At 30.1% G+C, this 19,028-nt stretch carries 17 protein-coding genes; 6 read left to right on the top strand and 11 right to left on the bottom strand.

Translation table 11 applies throughout. The features are described 5' to 3' along the window. Window positions 1-62: 62 nt before the first annotated feature. Together acpP and N4A55_RS00320 are read right to left on the bottom strand one after the other, a co-directional pair. The gene (gene acpP / locus N4A55_RS00325; protein ID WP_113673049.1) at window positions 63-290 is read right to left on the bottom strand and encodes an acyl carrier protein; all 228 of its coding nucleotides are present in this window, start codon (window positions 288-290) and stop codon (window positions 63-65) included. 32 nt (window positions 291-322) lie between these two features. Continuing rightward, a complete protein-coding gene (locus N4A55_RS00320) occupies window positions 323-1,288 on the bottom strand; it encodes a beta-ketoacyl-ACP synthase III (protein WP_293753396.1) in 966 nt (321 codons plus the stop codon). Window positions 1,289-1,660: 372 nt separating this feature from the next. Here N4A55_RS00320 and N4A55_RS00315 point away from each other — a divergent pair, with 372 nt between their 5' ends. The 4 genes from N4A55_RS00315 (at window position 1,661) to pgsA (ending at window position 4,414) form a co-directional block, all read left to right on the top strand. Beyond that, the gene (locus N4A55_RS00315; protein ID WP_293753394.1) at window positions 1,661-1,984 is read left to right on the top strand and encodes a PadR family transcriptional regulator; all 324 of its coding nucleotides are present in this window, start codon (window positions 1,661-1,663) and stop codon (window positions 1,982-1,984) included. After that, window positions 1,977-2,594 (top strand): DUF1700 domain-containing protein, encoded by a 618-nt coding sequence (locus N4A55_RS00310; protein ID WP_293753392.1) that lies wholly within the window; start codon window positions 1,977-1,979, stop codon window positions 2,592-2,594. The genes N4A55_RS00315 and N4A55_RS00310 overlap by 8 nt, the downstream gene beginning before the upstream one ends. Then, the gene (locus N4A55_RS00305) at window positions 2,581-3,690 is read left to right on the top strand and encodes a DUF4097 family beta strand repeat-containing protein (protein WP_293753391.1); all 1,110 of its coding nucleotides are present in this window, start codon (window positions 2,581-2,583) and stop codon (window positions 3,688-3,690) included. The genes N4A55_RS00310 and N4A55_RS00305 overlap by 14 nt, the downstream gene beginning before the upstream one ends. A 181-nt stretch (window positions 3,691-3,871) precedes the next feature. Further along, window positions 3,872-4,414: a CDP-diacylglycerol--glycerol-3-phosphate 3-phosphatidyltransferase gene (gene pgsA / locus N4A55_RS00300; protein WP_293753390.1), complete on the top strand. Its 543-nt coding sequence runs from the start codon at window positions 3,872-3,874 to the stop codon at window positions 4,412-4,414. 243 nt (window positions 4,415-4,657) lie between these two features. On the opposite strand, the gene N4A55_RS00295 is transcribed toward pgsA, so the two are convergent. Together N4A55_RS00295 and rsmA are read right to left on the bottom strand one after the other, a co-directional pair. After that, window positions 4,658-5,809: a DUF6128 domain-containing protein gene (locus tag N4A55_RS00295; protein WP_293753388.1), complete on the bottom strand. Its 1,152-nt coding sequence runs from the start codon at window positions 5,807-5,809 to the stop codon at window positions 4,658-4,660. A gap of 65 nt (window positions 5,810-5,874) precedes the next feature. Further along, window positions 5,875-6,747 carry a 16S rRNA (adenine(1518)-N(6)/adenine(1519)-N(6))-dimethyltransferase RsmA gene (gene rsmA / locus N4A55_RS00290; protein ID WP_293753428.1) on the bottom strand — a complete coding sequence of 291 codons (873 nt, stop codon included), beginning with the start codon at window positions 6,745-6,747 and terminating at the stop codon, window positions 5,875-5,877. Window positions 6,748-7,246: 499 nt separating this feature from the next. On the opposite strand from rsmA, the gene N4A55_RS00285 reads away from it, so the two are divergent. After that, window positions 7,247-7,408 carry a hypothetical protein gene (locus N4A55_RS00285; protein WP_293753386.1) on the top strand — a complete coding sequence of 54 codons (162 nt, stop codon included), beginning with the start codon at window positions 7,247-7,249 and terminating at the stop codon, window positions 7,406-7,408. Between the two features lie 49 nt (window positions 7,409-7,457). Here the strand turns inward: N4A55_RS00285 and N4A55_RS00280 are convergent, their stop codons facing one another. Together N4A55_RS00280 and metG are read right to left on the bottom strand one after the other, a co-directional pair. After that, window positions 7,458-8,225, bottom strand: coding sequence for a TatD family hydrolase (locus N4A55_RS00280; RefSeq protein ID WP_293753385.1), 768 nt, complete (start codon window positions 8,223-8,225; stop codon window positions 7,458-7,460). A gap of 187 nt (window positions 8,226-8,412) precedes the next feature. Beyond that, complete coding sequence (gene metG / locus N4A55_RS00275) at window positions 8,413-10,344, bottom strand: methionine--tRNA ligase (RefSeq protein WP_293753383.1); 1,932 nt, start codon at window positions 10,342-10,344, stop codon at window positions 8,413-8,415. 356 nt (window positions 10,345-10,700) lie between these two features. Between metG and N4A55_RS00270 the strand changes: the two genes are divergently transcribed. After that, a complete protein-coding gene (locus tag N4A55_RS00270) occupies window positions 10,701-12,527 on the top strand; it encodes a DUF885 domain-containing protein (protein ID WP_293753381.1) in 1,827 nt (608 codons plus the stop codon). Window positions 12,528-12,632: 105 nt separating this feature from the next. Here N4A55_RS00270 and N4A55_RS00265 read toward each other — a convergent pair whose 3' ends face one another. From N4A55_RS00265 to N4A55_RS00245, 5 genes are all read right to left on the bottom strand, one after another. Beyond that, the gene (locus N4A55_RS00265; RefSeq protein ID WP_293753380.1) at window positions 12,633-13,781 is read right to left on the bottom strand and encodes a class II fructose-bisphosphate aldolase; all 1,149 of its coding nucleotides are present in this window, start codon (window positions 13,779-13,781) and stop codon (window positions 12,633-12,635) included. A 136-nt stretch (window positions 13,782-13,917) separates the two neighbouring features. Then, window positions 13,918-15,360 carry a lactate racemase domain-containing protein gene (locus N4A55_RS00260; RefSeq protein WP_293753378.1) on the bottom strand — a complete coding sequence of 481 codons (1,443 nt, stop codon included), beginning with the start codon at window positions 15,358-15,360 and terminating at the stop codon, window positions 13,918-13,920. A gap of 119 nt (window positions 15,361-15,479) precedes the next feature. After that, a complete protein-coding gene (locus N4A55_RS00255) occupies window positions 15,480-16,391 on the bottom strand; it encodes a triose-phosphate isomerase (protein WP_293753377.1) in 912 nt (303 codons plus the stop codon). A 189-nt stretch (window positions 16,392-16,580) separates the two neighbouring features. Further along, window positions 16,581-17,762, bottom strand: coding sequence for a 6-phosphofructokinase (locus N4A55_RS00250; protein WP_293753376.1), 1,182 nt, complete (start codon window positions 17,760-17,762; stop codon window positions 16,581-16,583). A gap of 69 nt (window positions 17,763-17,831) precedes the next feature. Then, complete coding sequence (locus N4A55_RS00245; RefSeq protein WP_293753374.1) at window positions 17,832-18,887, bottom strand: LacI family DNA-binding transcriptional regulator; 1,056 nt, start codon at window positions 18,885-18,887, stop codon at window positions 17,832-17,834. Window positions 18,888-19,028: the final 141 nt, after the last annotated feature.

Genomic DNA, 19,028 nt, shown 5'->3' with positions numbered 1-19,028 from the left:
CTTTTCACTCCTTAAAATTTAAACCAATCGGGTGCCCCCAGATTGGTTATGATAAATCTTTGTTACTGATTATTTTTTACGTAGTCTAATGCATCTTGTACAGTAATCACTGAAGGTAAGTCCTCATTCTTAATCTCTACTCCAGATTCTTCTTCTATAGCCATAACTAATTCAAATAAATCTAAAGAATCTGCTCCAAGATCATCTATGAATTTAGCTTGTAATGTTACTTCACTTTCTTCAACATCAAGTTGATCAATTACTACCTCTTTTAATTTTTCAAAATCCATTATAATTTCCTCCTAGTTAATTTTATATTATTTTAGATTGTTATCATAGCAACTCCATAAGTAAGTCCTCCGCCAAAACCAGCGATAATAATTCTATTACCTTTTTTCAATATGTTCTTCTTAAACATTTCATCTAAAGCAATAGGTATACTAGCGGACGATGTATTACCATATGAAGAAATATTTTTGTAAATCTTTTCTTGGTCTATTTTCAATCTTTTTGCTATAGAATTGATTATTCTTTCATTAGCCTGATGTAATATAAAATAGTCAATGTCTTCTATATCATATGGAGACTCTTTAATTACATTTTTTATACCCTTAGGTACATAGCTACATGCAAATTTGAAAACTTCCTGTCCATTCATTTTTATATATTTGTGTGACTCTTTATTAACATAAGGATTCTTAAGATCACTACCTCCACATACTAAGTATTCACTTAATTTACCTAAAGATTTACACTCAAAATTACTGATTCCTTCTTCTTGTGATTCACTTAATACAACTGCTCCAGATCCATCACCGAATAATACGCATGTTCTTCTATCTTCCCAATCTGTCAACCTAGAAAGTACTTCCACTCCAATCACTAATGCGTTCTTGGCTAGACCCGCTTTAATATAAGCTGTTGCTGTATTAAGTGCAAAAATAAAACCTGAGCATGCCGCATTAATGTCAAAACACATTGCATTATCAGCTTCTATTTCTTTTTGTACTTCACATGCAGTCGATGGAGTAAAATTATCGGCTGAAATAGTAGCTACTAGTATTAAATCAATATCACTAGGATTTACCTTAGAAGATTCAACGGCTTTTTTTGCAGCGTTAACAGCTAAATCCGTTGTTCCTTCTCCAGTTGTAATTCTTCTATTTTTAATACCTGTACGGCTACTAATCCATTCGTCACTTGTTTCAACAAAGGAGGATAGATCATCATTTGATACTATATTATCGGGTAAATAACTACCTGTTCCAATGATTCTAACATTTTTCATATCATTATCTCCTATTTATTTGTGTCGCAAATACTTTGATAATCAAAGTATATCCGAATTGATTATAATTGTCAAGAATTTATTTCTATTTTTGCTTGATTAAGCTATCCAAATACCTATTATATAAATGATAGACTTATTTCTATTAATTTATACATATCGTGATATTACAGGCTTGTTCTGATCTACTCAGAAATATTTATTTCCTATATATATATCAACATAACCAAAATACTATAATACATAGCACACAAGAAAGTTTTGTTTAGTACCTTGCATTATTAGGTAGTGTGTGATATACTATAATCCGGCATTATAAAAACTCGTAAGTTATTACTTTTTTGAGCGGTTAATGTTATGGGAGGTTAATATATGAATATACAGTTTAAAAAAGGCGTATTAGAGTTATGTGTATTATCTTTACTCTCAAGAGATGATTATTATGGTTATGAGTTAGTCAAAAAGATATCCAATAATGTAAGAATATCAGAAGGAACTATTTATCCTTTACTTAGAAGATTAACAAAAGAGAATTATTTTGAAACTTATCTCAAAGAATCTACGGAAGGACCACCCAGAAAATATTATACACTTACTAAAAAAGGCCATGAAGCCAAAGAAGAACTAAGTAATGAGTGGTATGACTTTGTTTCAAGTGTTAATTCTTTAATTGAGGAGGAAGATATAAGTGAATAAGAATGAGTATTTAAAAAAATTGGATATCCTGCTTGAATCTCTTCCATATGATGAACGTAGAGATATTATGTATGACTATGAGGAACACTTCAAATCAGGATTATCTGATGGAAAAACAGAAGAAGAAATATCTAATGAACTTGGTAATCCAGAGACAATTGCAGCTGGATACATTCCTAATTTACATACAAGCGAGAAGAATAATTATTCCACAGACACTACTAGAACGACGATTAATAGAACTGGAAGGAAGTATTCAATAGGAATATTGATTGGAATGATTTTTTTCAACTTAATAATGATAGGACTCTATTTAGCTTGCTGGGCTGTGTTAGCATCATTTTTCATTGTTGGAATAGCATTAGTGTTATCAAGCGTAGTTGTATTGATTGCTTGTGTTTTTCAATCACCAATGATGTATATTGCAATACCTTATGATATAATAACTCATCCATTTTTAGGATTTCTACTCTTCATATTTTTAGCGAGTGCAGGAGGACTTATCATAATAGGAACCCTCATGTTAATGAAACTCTATGCTAGTTTTACTACAAAATATATTGAGTGGAACAAGCTAATTGTTAGGAGGGATAGCTATGAAAAAGCTTAAAAATATGGCTATAATATTATCAATAACATTAGTAGTATCTTTTTTTGGTATCATTGCAATAATTACTTTTGGATTTAATCCATTTTATAGTAATAACAACAATCATGACTATACTACTGATAATAATAGAAATAATTATGACTGGTTACAAAACTTACCTTTTGTACCAAACCAAGTTAAAGATATAATTCAAGACTTCATAGAAGAAAGTACACACAATTCTATAATTAATAATTACGATCATACTATTTACAATAAAACAGGTGATACCTTAGTAGATAATTTTCCTTGTGAAGACGTAGATAAAATATCTCTGAAGACAGATGTAGCTATAATCGTTTTTAAGAAAGAAGATAGAAAGAATATAAAAGTTGAGTATACATACACCAAACCAAAAAACAATAATTATGCTATCAACTACAATATAGATGTAAACAATAATACTTTAGATATTACTCAAAGAATAGTTACCAAAAATTTCTTTGGGAGCATGAACAAAGGTAATTATACAAACGATATTACAGTCTACGTTCCTAATGATTTTGAATTAGATACCTTATATATCAATAATAATCTTGGAGAAATTAATAGTAGCGAATTTTTCTCTGATGTCAAAAACATTGATATAACTTCCAGTTTAGGGAAAATAGACATTACTTTAGCTAATTACAAAGAATCAGTTATCCTTACTAGTTCAATGGGAAAAATAAATTATTATAATAATGCCAAAGTTGATAAATTGAATATATCTTCTAGCAGTGGTGTTATATATATGGAATCCAATAACACTATTAAGGATTGTACTGTCAATGCAGATATGGGCGGTATCAACATCATATCAAACAGTAAGATAGATAATTGTGATCTAGAATCAGATATGGGCGCTATAACAGCATCTTTCAAACAAAAATTAGATTTTTTTAGTATTTCGTCTGATATGGGAAGTATTAAGGTAGACCTATATGATAATGATAATTCAATTATATCCACAAATGTATCTATGGGAAAGATAAAATCTGATTTCCCTACTTCTTCCAAGGAAGGGAACTATAATGTTGACTGTGATATGGGAGATATAACTATTAGAAAAAAATAGATTTAAAAGTGGCACATATTAATAAATAATCTTTATTATATAGTAATAATATTCTTTTTTAATGTTAAGTTGCAAAAAAAATAATTAATATAGTTAAAACTATAGACTAGAATTTATCTTTTATATATAATATTCATATCGTATTAATTATAGATTATGCAATTAACAAGGGGGAATAACAATGAAGTATGTACCAAATATCCTAACCATAATTAGAATGTTCCTTGTGCCACTATTTCCTGTAGTTTTCTTTTCATCGGTGGAGAATGCTCATATCTATGCTTTAATAATATTCTTAGTTGCTAGTCTTACTGATTTTCTTGATGGGTATCTTGCTAGAAAATACAATGTGATTTCAGTTGTAGGAATAGTCTTGGACCCTTTAGCTGATAAACTTATGCTAGTAACTACATTAGGGTGTTTATATTATTCAAAATATGTACCTATTTGGGTATTGCTCATAATTTTAATTAAAGAGACTTGTTTAGTTTTATCAGGTATTTTCTTATATTTTAGAAAAGAAAAGACCGTTATACCATCTAACAAATTTGGTAAGCTTGCAACTGTAACATTTTCAATTGCTATATTTTTAATAATTGTTTTGCCTGAACATTTTATAAGTATTACAGTTATGTTCATAGCAATAATTTTAGAGTTGATTGCTCTTTCTAGCTATGTTAGTTATTATTTTAGGAATGTTAGAGCTAAAACTGCTACTAATTGAGGAATTTCATTATTTAATATAGCTCAGAGTTGCATAGGTAGTACCTATACTCATTATAATGTATAATTTATATGAATAAACTACTGTATAATTTGAAATGGTAGTTTTTTTTTGCAAAAAAAATCCTACCACGGCGGTAGGATAAAAATATGTAAATTTATCATAAATAAAAGGGGGGATAGTTTTCATAATTATATTATCATTTTTATGTGTATTTTCTATGTCAATAGCATTACAATTTAATTACATTGAATAATCTATTTCCTTGACCCAATATCCGTATTCTCCGGATTTTGTTTTGGCTCCTGAACAACATACAAAATCTTTGAATCCATAGAAATATGCAGCTACTTTATCCTTTGGATAGTATATACTAGGTACTCCAAGTATGAAATATGGTTTTCCTCTGTCACAATCCATATCTCTTCCAAGTATAAGATGCTTATATTTTCTATATGCATTGAGTAAAAATGTATTATTTGTTAGCAACCAGGATTCTATAGGAAAATATATAATATCTGCAGGTTCTATACGAATCCACTCTATATTAGAATACTTCCCCTCAAATGGTTTCATTTTTGGATATTCCTTAAATATATTATCATATATTTTAGTCAGTTCATTTTTATCAAAATGCTCTTTTATTATATCAAAAGTTTGGTTTCCTATATCATCAATTTCGATCGATTTATCCCTTTCTGATTCCTTATTATATACGCTAGTGTTAGTATTTTCTATGGTTACTTTAGTTTCATCAATCTTTGGATCATTGTTTATTTCATTACTTTGTTTTTTTGTTTGAGAATAATCTATAATATTTGTTTTTGTAGTAATTGTATCTGTTTTGGAGTTATCAGTATCTATTTTAATAGTATCGTTAGATTTTGTTTCAATGACTTTATTTTTTTCAGTCTTAATATCTTTATTAATTTGTGGTTTTTCTATTCTTGACTGGTTATTGATTTTTCTATCTATATTAATATTCTTTTTCCATGTATAACCTATTTCTTTTATATATCCTACTAAAGGAAATTTATATTTGTTGTCATTTTCTTTACACATTATAGCTATAATTGAAATATCATTGATTGGTATATCTTTTTTCATTACGTTATCAGTAACAGTATTTATATTTAAGCTGGCATAATTATTATTGTCTAATTCTATAACACCTATAGGTATGATATCGCTACTGCTTTCTGTAGTTTTTATAAGACACGCTTTATAAACGTACTGGTTTGTTTTTATAAGTCCATTTACAGATAGTTTTATTCTACACTTATTACCTCTTGTTTCAATTTTACAATATCCATAAGATTTATTTTCTATAGAAACGTATCCTTTATCTTCTTGTTCAAGCATTGTTACCTGCCGATTATATTTATTTGATTGCACATTAAAACCCCCTTAATACATTTATATTTATGTTAGGGAGGTTTTAGTATAATTAATGATTCATTTTATTTTATTAATTTATATAATTCGTTAGCTAAATTAGAAAATTCCTCTAGGCTGAGTGTTTCTCCTCTTACATTAAGTTTTAATCCAATGTTTTCTATAGCATGTTTTAATTGGTCTTTCTCAAACATACCCTCTAAGTTATTATACAGTCCATTAATAAGTGTTTTTCTTCTTTGATTAAACGATGCTCTAATGATCTTGAATAATAATTTGGCATCCACAACATCTACTGGGGGTTGTTTATGTTTTGTTAATCTGATTACAGCAGAACCTATTTTAGGTCTTGGCATAAAACAGTTTGGCGGTACATTGGCAACAATATAAGGTTCACTATAATACCCAACAGCTAAAGATAGTGCTCCATAATCCTTAGTCCCAGGTTTTGCTTTCATTCTGTCTGCCACTTCTTTTTGTACCATTACTGTAATGCTATCTACTGGAACATTACTTTCAAACAATCCCATTATTATAGGGGTTGTAATGTAATATGGAAGATTGGCAACGACTTTTATTGGTTTATTATCATTTTTTTCTTTTACTAGTTTTACTATATCTACTTTCAAGATATCTTCATTAATGATTGTAATATTATTATAGTCACTTAAAGTATCTTCTAGTATAGGTATAAGCTTTTTATCAATTTCTACTGCTATTACCTGTTTTGCATTTTCAGCTAATTGTTGAGTAAGGCTTCCTATTCCTGGACCAATTTCTATTACTACATCTTCTTTGTTTATATTTGAAGATGTTATAATTTTATTAAGTACATGAGAATCTATCAGAAAATTTTGTCCAAATTTCTTCTGAAATGCAAAGTCATATTTTTTTACTATTTCAATGGTTCTTTTGGGAGAAGCAATTGGTTCTATAATATAAATCACCTCTTTTATTATTTTTTGTGTTATTTATGGAATTAATTAAGTATTTTGATAATAATTCATTAATATATTGAATAGTTACATGTTTTACTAATTGTAAATATATTTTATTACTAATTATAGTTATAATAATTCCATTATTTTACAATTATAAACAACATATACGGTTAGTTAATTGTATTCTATACTATATATTGTATAATGGTGTCATTTAGTTTAAATCCTAAACAAAACATATAAAAATAATTAATTTTTCGAGTTTTTTTAAAAATTTACATTTTTTTCTTTATATATTCGATTTATATGATAGAATATATATATAAACTAATTTATTTTTACATAATAAAATATTAACCACTATTTTTGTACTACTTCATTATCTTGTTCGCACATATTATTACCTATAATTACTTAAATATCAACAGGCTAGATTCAATTATCAAGTTATTCAAATTCCTATTAATAAGATCAAAAGTTAAGTGAGGTGCCTTCTATGCAAAGTACTGAAATAATTTATCGAGTAACCGAAAATCTATCCAATATCATCAATCAAATTAATAGCAAGCTTACTATTGATACTGATATAATAGAAATGTCTAAACAAATTGATTTACTATTAGTGGAGTTAATGTCAGACATAGAAAAAAGTAATTAGCACGATAGGTTAAGTCATAATACTTATTATGGCTTAACCCTAAAACTATCTATTTTATTCTAAATAGTTTTTTTGCATTTTCATAAGTACTTTTTAATACTTCCTCGTAAGACATATCTTTTATCTCTGCAATTTGCTCTATAACATATTTTAGGTTGCTTGAATCATTTCTTTTACCTCTATTAGGTACTGGTGCTAGATATGGTGAATCGGTTTCGATTAAAATGTTATCAATAGATATTTTTTTTACTACTTCTTTTAGCTTATTAGCATTTTTAAAGGTTACAACACCGCCAACACCAATATAGAATCCCATTTTAGCATATTCCTGTGCTAATTCGTTGCTTCCTGAGTAACAGTGTATTACTCCACCAATTTGTTTTGCATCAGTTGATTTAATTATATCCATTGTATCTTTTGCTGCATCTCTGCTGTGTACTATTATAGGTAATTTTAATTCTTTTGCCGTTTCTATCTGCTCACTGAACCACAACTTCTGAAGTTCTTTTGAAGAATTCTCATAATAATAATCAAGCCCTATTTCTCCAATAGCTACAACTTTATCATAAGCTGATAATTCTTTTATTATCTTTAGGTCTTCTTTTTTCATATTTTCTACGTCATCTGGATGAACACCTACAGCTGCATATATATAATCATATTTTTTTGCTATTTCAACACATTTATAAGCAGAATCAATATTGGCAGCAACATTAATTATATACTCTACACCTTCATTTGGCAGACGCTCCAATAAATCATCTCTATCAATATCAAATTTCTCATCATCATAATGTGCATGACTTTCAAAAATCATTGTTCTCACCTCAATTTATATTACTATTAAAAAAAAGTACTAATAGAATACTTAACGTTCGCTCCGATAATATAGGATAATACCTTGTAGGTGTTTCCTAAAAAACAAGATAATTGGGTGTATATACATAATAATATAGTACATACACCCAACCTTAACCCAAGCCATTATCCGACTAATTTATTAGTTACCTTACAACAGCTCCGCTATTGATGTCTCCATCAACAGTTGCTACAACTAAGTTCTTCTTAAGTGAAGCAGCTAATATCATACCTTCTGATAAGACACCTCTTAGTTTGACTGGTTTTAAGTTAGTTACGACAATAACCTTTTTACCTATCATTTCACCAGGTGAATAACTTTTAGCTATGCCTGATACGATTTGTCTTACCTCACTACCTATTTTTATTTTAGATACTAATAATTTATCAGCACCTTCTACTTTATTACATTCTATTACTTCTCCTACTTTTAATTCTACTTTTGCAAAATCATCAATAGAGATGTAATCTTCTTCTATCTCTTCTTTTGGCTCTTCTTTACTAGCTTTTTGAGCTTCTTCTAAGTCTTTTAACTCTTTAGTGATATCTATTCTTGGGAATATAATATTACCTTGATTAACTTTTATATCCTTAGATAGTTTACCCCATTTTTTAGTACTTTCCCAAGTCATTATACTTTCATCTGTTATTCCTAATTGTTCTCTTATTAATTTTGGTGTATTAGGCATAAAAGGTTCAATTAGTATTGATATTATTCTAAGATTTTCTGCTAGATGATAAAGAACATTTGCAAGTTCTGGTCTCTTATCTTCTTCTTTTGCCAATACCCATGGTCTTGTTTCATCAATGTATTTATTAGTTCTTCTTACTAAGTTCCATATTTCTACTAGTGCATCACTAAACAATAATTGTTCCATGCCATCTTCTACTTTTTTTACAGTGTTAAGTGCTATTTCCTCTACTTCTTTGTCATATTCAGTAGCATCAAACTTAGTTAGGAATTCGTCACCAAAGTATTTTTTGATCATCGCTACGGTTCTTGATACCAAATTACCTAGATCATTAGCAAGGTCTGAATTAATTCTCTGGATAAGTGTTTCATTAGTAAAGTTACCATCTTGTCCAAAAGCAATTTCTCTCATTAAGAAATATCTTATTGAATCTGAACCATATCTATCTACTAATATCTTAGGATCTACTACATTACCTTTTGATTTTGACATTTTTTTGCCATTTATAACTAACCATCCATGACCAAATACTTGTTTTGGTAAAGGCTCGCCAAGTGCCATCAACATTGCCGGCCATATTATTGTATGGAATCTTATGATTTCTTTTCCTACTAAGTGTACATCTACAGGCCAATATTTTTTGTATTTTTCATCGTTATCTGAACTATACCCTAGTGCTGATATATAGTTTGATAATGCATCTAACCATACATAAACTACATGCCCCTTGTCAAATTCTACAGGAATACCCCATTCAAATGATGTTCTAGAAACACATAAGTCTTCAAGTCCTGGTTTTAGGAAATTATTAAGCATTTCATTTTGTCTTGTTTTTGGTTGAATAAATTCTTCGTGTGATTCTATATACTCAATTAGTTTGTCTTGGTATTTTGAAAGTTTGAAGAAATATGCTTCTTCTTTAACTTTATCCACAGGTCTTCCACAGTCTGGGCATTTTCCCTCTTCTAATTGTCTTTCAGTGAAAAATGATTCACATGGAGTACAGTACCATCCTTCATATGAACCCTTGTATATATCACCTTTATCGTATAATTCTTTGAATATTTTTTGTACAGTTTCTTTGTGTTCTTTGTCTGTTGTTCTTATGAATTTATCATATGAAATATCCATAGTTTTCCACAGATCTTTTATCCAATCCACAATGTTATCCACATATTTTTTAGGAGTTATACCCTGTTTGTTAGCAACTTTCTCTATTTTTTGTCCATGTTCATCTGTTCCAGTTAAAAACATGACATCATAACCACGCATTCGTTTGTACCTAGCCATAGTGTCTGCAGCCACAGTTGTATAAGAATGCCCTATATGAAGCTTATCACTTGGATAGTATATTGGTGTTGTAATATAAAATGGTTTTTTTCCCATTATTTTCCCTCCATTCATATACTTAAATCTATTACAGATTAATAAATATCTGCCTTTTATCGTTATGATATATTATATAGTTTTGGCAAAAAAAATGCAAAGTATTTTTTTTGTTAGTTTTATTAGTATATAAATTCATAATTAATTTAGCCTTTTACTACGAAATAAAGAACGATGAGCTATGCATCTACATATAAAACTTTGTTGTAAATTAATTATACTATAATATGAAAATATTAATATTATCTATATTTTATTATTTTATGAAATAGTAATAATTCAACTGTATTTCTGAATATAATTCCTTCAATAAACATATCTATTAGTAATCATATAATAGCTAAAAGGAGAACTCTATGTCTAAAAAGCTATATAGAAATAAGCTAATAATTACTCTTCCAAACATATTATTAATCTTCTCCCTATTAATAAGTGGATGTGCCAAAAAAACTAATGATGGTATAACATATATACCTGACTTACCGTCTGAAAAACAGATTACAGAAAATATTAAAATAGATGATAGCAGCAGGTTTGATACATTTCTTGATAACATGTTTAAAGAGTATATTACATCTTCTCCACTGGAGATGTCCATGCTTATATCTTCTCCACAAGAATTTGGATTACAAGATACCTCTGATAAATTAGATGATTTCAGCGATGAAGCATTAAAAGCACAATATGATAATCTTCGTGATAATCTGAAAACCTTGAATACCTTTAATATTACTGGGTTAACTAAGGACCAACAGCTTTCTTATAAAATAATTAAATATTATTTGGAACTTAATATTGAAGGTGAGGAATATGTTGATTATACCTATAATATTAAGCATACTTTAGGTTTTCACATTGGTATACCACTTACTATGTCTCAGATTCCTATTAAAAACAAAGCTGATGCTGATAATTTTATAGCACGTTTAAAACAATTGCCAACATTAATTACTGAGCTTATGAAGGGTGAACAGGTTAAAGCACAAAAAGGTTATATACAGCCTGAATACATTTCTAATAAAGTTATTGAGCAATGCACAGCTTTTATGACACCACCAGAAGAAAATTTTCTATATTTGGCTTTCTGTGATAATGTTAACCAATCAACTGATATGTCAGGTTCTGAAAAAGAATCTCTTAAATCTGAATGCCTAAAAACAATAAATGATTATGTTTATCCTGCATATACCAATCTTATCGAAGAACTAGAAAAGATTAAATCCCAAACAATAATTACTTCTGGTGTTTACACCTTTCCAAAGGGTAGAGAGTATTATGCACATCTAATAAAGTCTAATACAGGAACTAACATTACCCCTGAAGATCTTTTTGAGTGGGCTAATGACTCATTTATTGAATCATCCAAAGGAATACAGTCCATACTTGAAAAATACCCTGAGCTTAATGAAATAAATGACTTACAGCCAAAGCCCTTTAATAATTTTGAAGAGTTATACCAAAAATGTAAAGAATTAACCAATAAGAATTTTTATGATTATCATATTCCAAAAATTAATAGTAAAACTATCCCTAACTATTTGGAAAAAGATTTGCCAAGTGCATTTTACCTACCTGTTAGTATTGATCTTAAGAAATATGGAAACATGTTTTTGCAGAATTCAGTTTATAACAATCTTAATATCAGTGATTTCCTTGTTGTATGTCATGAGGGAATTCCCGGACATCATTTTCAATTTTCTATAGCATACCAGCAAGAAAATATACCTAATATTAGAAAAGCTATTGATTTTACTTGTTTTTCTGAAGGTTGGGCTTCATATGTTGAAGGTTTAGCTTTTGGTTTTATTGATTACGGTAGCCCTCAGATAAATCAATTGATGATATATAACCTTGATGCGTCTTATGCACTTTTAACTTTGGTTGATCTATATCTACATTACTATGGAACTTCTAGAGAAGAGGTTATCAACACGTATTCTTTGTATTTTGGCAAACAAATCGAATCCATAGTAGATAGAGCCATTGCTAATCCAGGCGAAACATTACATTATGCATATGGCAGATATTTTATTAATAATCTAAAAGAAAAAGCCATGAAATCTCTTGGTGATGATTTTGACATAAAAGAATTTCATGATGTGATATTAATAAATGGTGAAATACCACTTTATCTTTTAGAGGAAAATGTGTCCGAATATATCAACGATAAATTAAAAAGCTAACTTATTATTGAAAATAGAGCTGTCTAAGTTAACCATAACGGTTTATTAGACAGCTCTATCTATTTATTGTATCTAAATCAATGACCTTTTATCTTTATTGACTTATTAACCCTTATATCTCTTAATCATTTCTTCTAATGATACATTCTCAATTTTTGGAGCGTAACCTACTGAACCAAAATTGACAATTAATGTTCCAACTACTTCTTTTACACCACGTCTAACACAATCTGTTATATCAGAAATATCACTATCAGGTTCATTTCCAGTTAATAGAGTATCCATAATTGGTGTTAAGTAAACTCTAGGATCGAATGCACTCTTATTATTGTCCATAATTGTCCAGATACCACCTACAGAATCGCTTTTTTGTTTACTTGGATTATTTAAGAAATATTCTCTTATATTACGAGTAACTGCTAATCTTATATCTGTATCTACGTTTATCTTACCAATACCCAAAGGTATTACTGACATTAATTCCTTTACAGAAATACCATATGCATTTTGAATATCTCCATCTAAGCTATTAATCTCGTCTACTATATATCTAGGAACTGTTGATGAACCGTGTGATACTAACGCTCCGAAGATTCCTTCATGTCTTAAGTTCTCCATAGAAGCTATAGCTATTTCTTTTCTAAGTTTTGCATTCTTTCCTTTTGAAGCTCCGTGCATAGTTCCATAGGAAATAGCAAGACAATCAACACCTGTTTTACTAAAGAAATCGCACACTTTCATTGGATTAGTATAAGTTGATGTTTCTGAGAATATATGATCTTCAACTCCTGCAAGTACTCCTAATTCACCTTCAACAGATACTCCTCTTGGATGAGCGTATTTAACAACTTCTCTAGTAAGTTCTACATTCTCATCATAAGGTAAATGTGAACCATCAATCATAACTGAAGTAAATCCATTATCAATAGCTGCTTTCACAGAATCAAAATCTTTACCATGGTCAAGATGGATAACGATAGGTATTTTAGAATGCTCTCCGATTTTTCTGACTGCATCTGCTATTCTTTTTGCACCTATTTTTTTATCTTCTAATGTTGCGTTCATAAAGTCTTTCTTTCCGCCCATAAATCCATTAGCTAAATCGGCTGCTTGTAAAATCGCTCCTGAACGAAACATTTCATGAACCTCTATAACTGCTTCTGCTTGAGCTACAGCATTGACATTAAATGCTCCATGAGCAAATTTATATTTATTTGATGCTTCCAACAAAGGTCTCAAAGGTACTATTGGCATAATTATGTCCTCCTAATTATATTTTTTCTATATGAAATTATAATCTTATACTTTACTCATTAATTTATTTTAAGGAGCTAACCAAGATATAACTTTTCTTGGTAATTAAACAGCTCCTTATTATTGATTATCTACTCTATAAAACTTCGTCTTTCATCATTAAGTGAACACCAGCTGTTCTGAAAGTCTTAGGTAAAGCTAAGATATTAGGATTATCTCCAACGTATTTCTTAGCATCTTCTAATGCCTCTTCAAAAGTAGTACGTGTTTTCATACCCATACCTCTTGCAAAACCTGGTTCATAAGCTCCTACTGCATATACAGCTGAACAATTTTTCTCAGCTATATGTCCACATGAAATCATTGAAAATGCATGATATGGATGATAACCATAGTTAAATCTATATTTATCAATATATTCCTGCTTGTTAGATAAGTATTCTCCGTATTTTTCTACGTCTGGTAAAGTGTTATTATAATCTTTTTGGAATAATTCATATACTTCTCTATATGAAGGGAACTCTTCATCATGGAAATAACCATTACAGATTGTTGAGCATATAACTACACAGTTATCACTTAATATTCTCTTATGACGAATAATGTTAGCAGCGATAGCTTGCATTATTAATATTGGGTTAGTTCCGTGACCATTACCATAATGGAAGTTTTGAGGCATACCAAAAACTACTACATCATATTTCTTTTCAGCCCAAGGGATGAATGTACGTTTATCAGCCTCGTCCCAAGATAATGGTTGAATAGATTCTCCATATCCTGAAAAAACAGCTATTTGTCTTTGACAAGTATCTAGGACTGCATCACAACAGAAGAATTTTTTACCCATTTTATCTTCCATGTATTGGCTGATCTGGTCGAATTTTTGTCTCATTAAGCTTGTTTTTGTAACAGGTGTGAAGTCATCTCTATGCATAACTCTTGGGATATGATGTGCACCTATACATTTCCAGTGAGTTATTCCTGTAGCACTATGCTTGTATCCTCCTGAATATCCTCCATAAGGATTACCAAGTGTATGTCCGATTAGAACTGCTAAATCTGACTCATAAACATCTTTGTTCATGATTATTCTATCACCATATTCATTATAACCTAAGTCTACAAGATTATCCCAATCTTCACTATCATGGTTAACTATTTGATGTGTATAATAGAAATCGTTAAAAACTTTTTCTCCTAGAATATTTTTGATCTCTTCTTTTGTATTCTTTCTATGAAGTCCGTTACTACAGATTAATTTGATATCTTTCTTCTCTACCCCAGCTTTTAAACACTCTTCAATAATAATTGGAATAGAAACTTTTCTATGTGAATTATCTTGGAATCCACCTTTTACTCTATCTGGGAAAATAATTGTTACTTTTGAACCTTTTTTTACTTGTTTAGAAATAGGCTCAAGATCTATTGGATTAAGAATAGATTGTCTTGTTACCTCTTCCAATTTCTCAGCTGGAATGATCTCAGGGTCTGCTACTGTTTCTCCTGGAATAAAAACATCAGTATTATCTGGTAAATTTGCTTCCATTAATCCTTGTCCATATTCAAATTGTAATTTCATTTGGTTACCTCCATTTTTTTATTATTTATCCTTTATAAATTCTCTGTCCAATTATACAGAAAGATTTATTGATATTTATAGCTTTTACTTTATATTATGACTAAGTTTATGTAAACTTATTAACAATATTTCATAATTATATTTTTTAATCCTTCTGGCTCAAATGCAACAGGTTGAACAAATTTTGTAAGCGCAACTAAACCGCCATTGATTGTATCAATACTTGCAATCATAGCTGCATTTTCTTCCTTCAATCCTCCACCATACACTACAGGTATATCATATCCAAATTCTTTTAGTACATAATCCTTGATACACTCTGAAACAAATGCTATATACTCTTTTCCTGGAGGTGTCTTACCTGGTCCTATCGCCCATATAGGTTCATACCCAATAACAATTTTATTATCCTTCATTACATCAGATGTATTATCAAGACATAACTGTAATTGTTCTTCTAAAACTTCTTTGATACGAGGCTTTTGCTCTTCAAAAGTCCCTTCTCCTCTTTCCTCTGCTGTCTCTCCAATACATAATAAAACATTAATATCTTGTTTTAACGCACACATAACTTCATCATTAATCATTGAATTAACCGCAAAAGAAGCTTTCTTACTATCATAATCCTTATCAAATCTCTCAATAATACCAAGTTTATCTTTTCTTTCCTCAGAGTGTCCAATTATAGACCAACTAAGTCCCATGCTCTTAGCTGCAGCTGCTGGTAGATTAGTAGTAAAAGCACCAAAATTACCACCTTTTGCAACATCCTCTCTATAAACGCCTTCACTTCCCAAAAAGATATTAGCTCTAACATCTTCATTATAAGTATTTAACTTCTCTATCGCAGGAATTAAAAGAGATTCTGGCAATAAATAAGTAACCGTAATATCATCTAATGTACCAAGATTATTCCTAATACTCTCAGCAATAACCCACTCAATCCATTCCTTAGAACTTTCCTTAGGACAAATACCACCCTTTAAAACAGGTACATCAAACCTCTTAAGATTCACAAATATTTCTTTCATAAATTTCCCTCTTTTCCTTTTTTATTGACTTCTAAAATCAAGTGTTAAATATATTACTTATAGGCTCCCGTATCAAACGGTCGAAGGGTAAAGTTTTACAATCACGCAGACCGACCGCTTCTCAGGGTAAGGGCAAGTGATTGTAACACTTTACCCTGACCCTTATACCCCTCCTTCTTTAATACAACCTCATATCTTCTTACTAACTTCCTTATTCCTCTCAAAATAAGCATAATCAGGGATATCTTCACCAATTAATGGCTTACAATATCTAATAAATGAATCTGTAACATCAATTCCATTTTCATGAATAAACTCTTTTGGCATCACTTTTTCATCCATCATTACCTTTTCTATAGGTATTAAAGTATATTTACATTCATACGGCTCATTACTAACTCTATCAATACCAACCATCATACCTGTATTACCAGCTAAAGCCGCCCTTACAGCTTCTCTACCTGCTTCTATAGCTTCAAATCTATCAACCGAAGACTGTAAAGTAGCACTGGCACGTCCTACAATACCAGGTTTTTCACTTCTTGCTTTTATACCTAACTTTTTGATAACCAATTCAGCAAGATAAGAACCTACATCTCCAAAATACGTTGCTCTTTCTGTTTTAAAAATAGGTGGAACAATAGGTTTACCCTGCTCATCTTTCAAGCCTTCACTAGCTACTACAACTACGCCACCTAATCTATTATATAGTTCCTCTACTTTAGCTAAAAACTCTTCCTCTTTAAAAGGAACTTCCGGTAACAAAATCATATGAGGTGCATCATCATTATTTTTTCTAGCAAGTGCTGAAGCCGCAGTTATCCATCCAACATTTCTTCCCATAGCTTCCACAATGGAAACATGTATTGGCATAGCTCTAACATCTTGTGCTACTTCTGATACAGCTGTAGCAATGTATTTTGCCATACTTCCAAATCCTGGGCTATGGTCTGTAACTGCCAAATCATTATCAATAGTCTTAGGTATACCCATAACCTTTATGTCATGCTCCTTAGCTACCTTAGCTAGATTACCACAAGCATCCATAGTTCCATTACCACCATTAAACAATACATATTTAATATCATGTTTTTTAAGAATTTCTACCATCTGCTTATATTCTTTTTCATATAATGGTGTTCTTGATGTACCAATAGCTGTAGCAGGTGTTGTTTTTAATAATTCAATTTTTTCTTGTGGTTCTTTATTAAAATCAACAAAATCTTCATTTAAGAATCCTGCTGTACCACCTAGTGCTCCGTATATAGCTTCTATTTCTTCATTTTTCTTGGCTTCCATAATAGCACCATATAAAGAAGCGTTTATTACTACTGTAGGTCCGCCACCATGGACGATTAGCATATTGCTCATTTGATGTTTCCTCCTTTTGTGCCAAACGTTTGGATATATGATAAAAATTATGAGAACTATATGTGATTATTAATTTATAGCTCTACAACTTTCTCTTTCAATAATTGTAAAAGGTACGTTTACACGTACAGGTAAAGTATGACCATTTTCAATCTTATCTATTAGCATTTTAACTGCAAATTTCCCTAATTCAACTTTCGGTACCTTTATTGTTGTTAATCCTGGTGTTACATACTCTGATAATTCAATATCGTCAAGTCCCATTATGGAAATATCTTCTGGCACCTTTATATTGTTCTTATGAAGTGCTTTCATTGCTCCAATAGCAACTAGATCATTAGCACAGAAGATTGCTGTTGGTAGATTATCTTTTCCTAACCTTTTAATCATGTTGTCCATTCCAGTAAATCCATCAGCTGTTGATAGTTCTACATCTTGGATATACTCTTTTTTTACAGGTATCCTTTGTTTATTCATTGTATCTAGATAACCTTCGTATCTATGCTCATTCACTACATTCTCTAATTCTTTTGTTGAGCCGATAAATCCAATCTCTCTATGATTCAAACTAATTAAATATTCGACTACCGCCATTGCTCCTTTATAACCATCACATATAACTTCATCAAACCCTGCATCCACATAGTTAACTCCTGTATAAACGATATTCTTAATATTCTGTTTCAAGAAGTTAAGAACATCTTTGCTGAATCTTCCAAGTATAACGGCTCCATCAACTGGATTGGATGTCAAGTTATTGTATAATGATGAAAACGACATATCACAGGATGAAAATGAATATCCAAGTATATATCCTCTTTTTGATACTTCGTCCTGTATACCTCTAGCTATTTGTGAGAAAAAAGGATCATTATATGTATCCTTGGTTGATGTAAAAATACAACCAATAGCCCGTGTATTAGTATTTTCTGTAATTCTTTCTTGACCTTTAATCAAATTTCTTGCGTTTTGATTAGGTACATATCCTAGTTCTCTTACTATTTTCCAAACTTTATCCTGAGTTTCCTTACTTGCTGGTTTATTAGTATCGTTATTGATAACTCTGGATACAGTAGATATTGAAACTTGTGCTTTTTTAGCAATCTCTTTCAATGTTACGGACATTTGTAATTCCCCAATTCTTTTTGTAAAAACTAATCCAATCGTTTGGATTAAGTTTATTATATCATTGGAGTTTTTTATTGTCAATGTATTAAATTATTAGCTGAAATAATCAGTGTCTTGCAGGTAGTAAAAAAGTTAGAT

The organism is Vallitalea sp., assembly GCF_025211055.1.
Taxonomy (GTDB): domain Bacteria; phylum Bacillota; class Clostridia; order Lachnospirales; family Vallitaleaceae; genus Vallitalea.
The sequence above is the reverse complement of the archived record's forward strand: the minus strand, read 5'-3'. Positions and strand labels throughout refer to the sequence as shown.

Coding starts and splice junctions, on each gene's coding strand:
- metG (WP_293753383.1), bottom strand. CDS start 10,344: ATGGGAAAAAAACCATTTTATATTACAACACCAATATACTATCCAAGT.
- N4A55_RS00320 (WP_293753396.1), bottom strand. CDS start 1,288: ATGAAAAATGTTAGAATCATTGGAACAGGTAGTTATTTACCCGATAAT.
- N4A55_RS00255 (WP_293753377.1), bottom strand. CDS start 16,391: ATGAAAGAAATATTTGTGAATCTTAAGAGGTTTGATGTACCTGTTTTA.
- N4A55_RS00260 (WP_293753378.1), bottom strand. CDS start 15,360: ATGAAATTACAATTTGAATATGGACAAGGATTAATGGAAGCAAATTTA.
- N4A55_RS00280 (WP_293753385.1), bottom strand. CDS start 8,225: ATGATTTTTGAAAGTCATGCACATTATGATGATGAGAAATTTGATATT.
- N4A55_RS00250 (WP_293753376.1), bottom strand. CDS start 17,762: ATGAGCAATATGCTAATCGTCCATGGTGGCGGACCTACAGTAGTAATA.
- N4A55_RS00285 (WP_293753386.1), top strand. CDS start 7,247: ATGCAAAGTACTGAAATAATTTATCGAGTAACCGAAAATCTATCCAAT.
- N4A55_RS00305 (WP_293753391.1), top strand. CDS start 2,581: ATGAAAAAGCTTAAAAATATGGCTATAATATTATCAATAACATTAGTA.
- acpP (WP_113673049.1), bottom strand. CDS start 290: ATGGATTTTGAAAAATTAAAAGAGGTAGTAATTGATCAACTTGATGTT.
- N4A55_RS00315 (WP_293753394.1), top strand. CDS start 1,661: ATGAATATACAGTTTAAAAAAGGCGTATTAGAGTTATGTGTATTATCT.
- N4A55_RS00270 (WP_293753381.1), top strand. CDS start 10,701: ATGTCTAAAAAGCTATATAGAAATAAGCTAATAATTACTCTTCCAAAC.
- N4A55_RS00245 (WP_293753374.1), bottom strand. CDS start 18,887: ATGTCCGTAACATTGAAAGAGATTGCTAAAAAAGCACAAGTTTCAATA.
- pgsA (WP_293753390.1), top strand. CDS start 3,872: ATGAAGTATGTACCAAATATCCTAACCATAATTAGAATGTTCCTTGTG.
- N4A55_RS00265 (WP_293753380.1), bottom strand. CDS start 13,781: ATGCCAATAGTACCTTTGAGACCTTTGTTGGAAGCATCAAATAAATAT.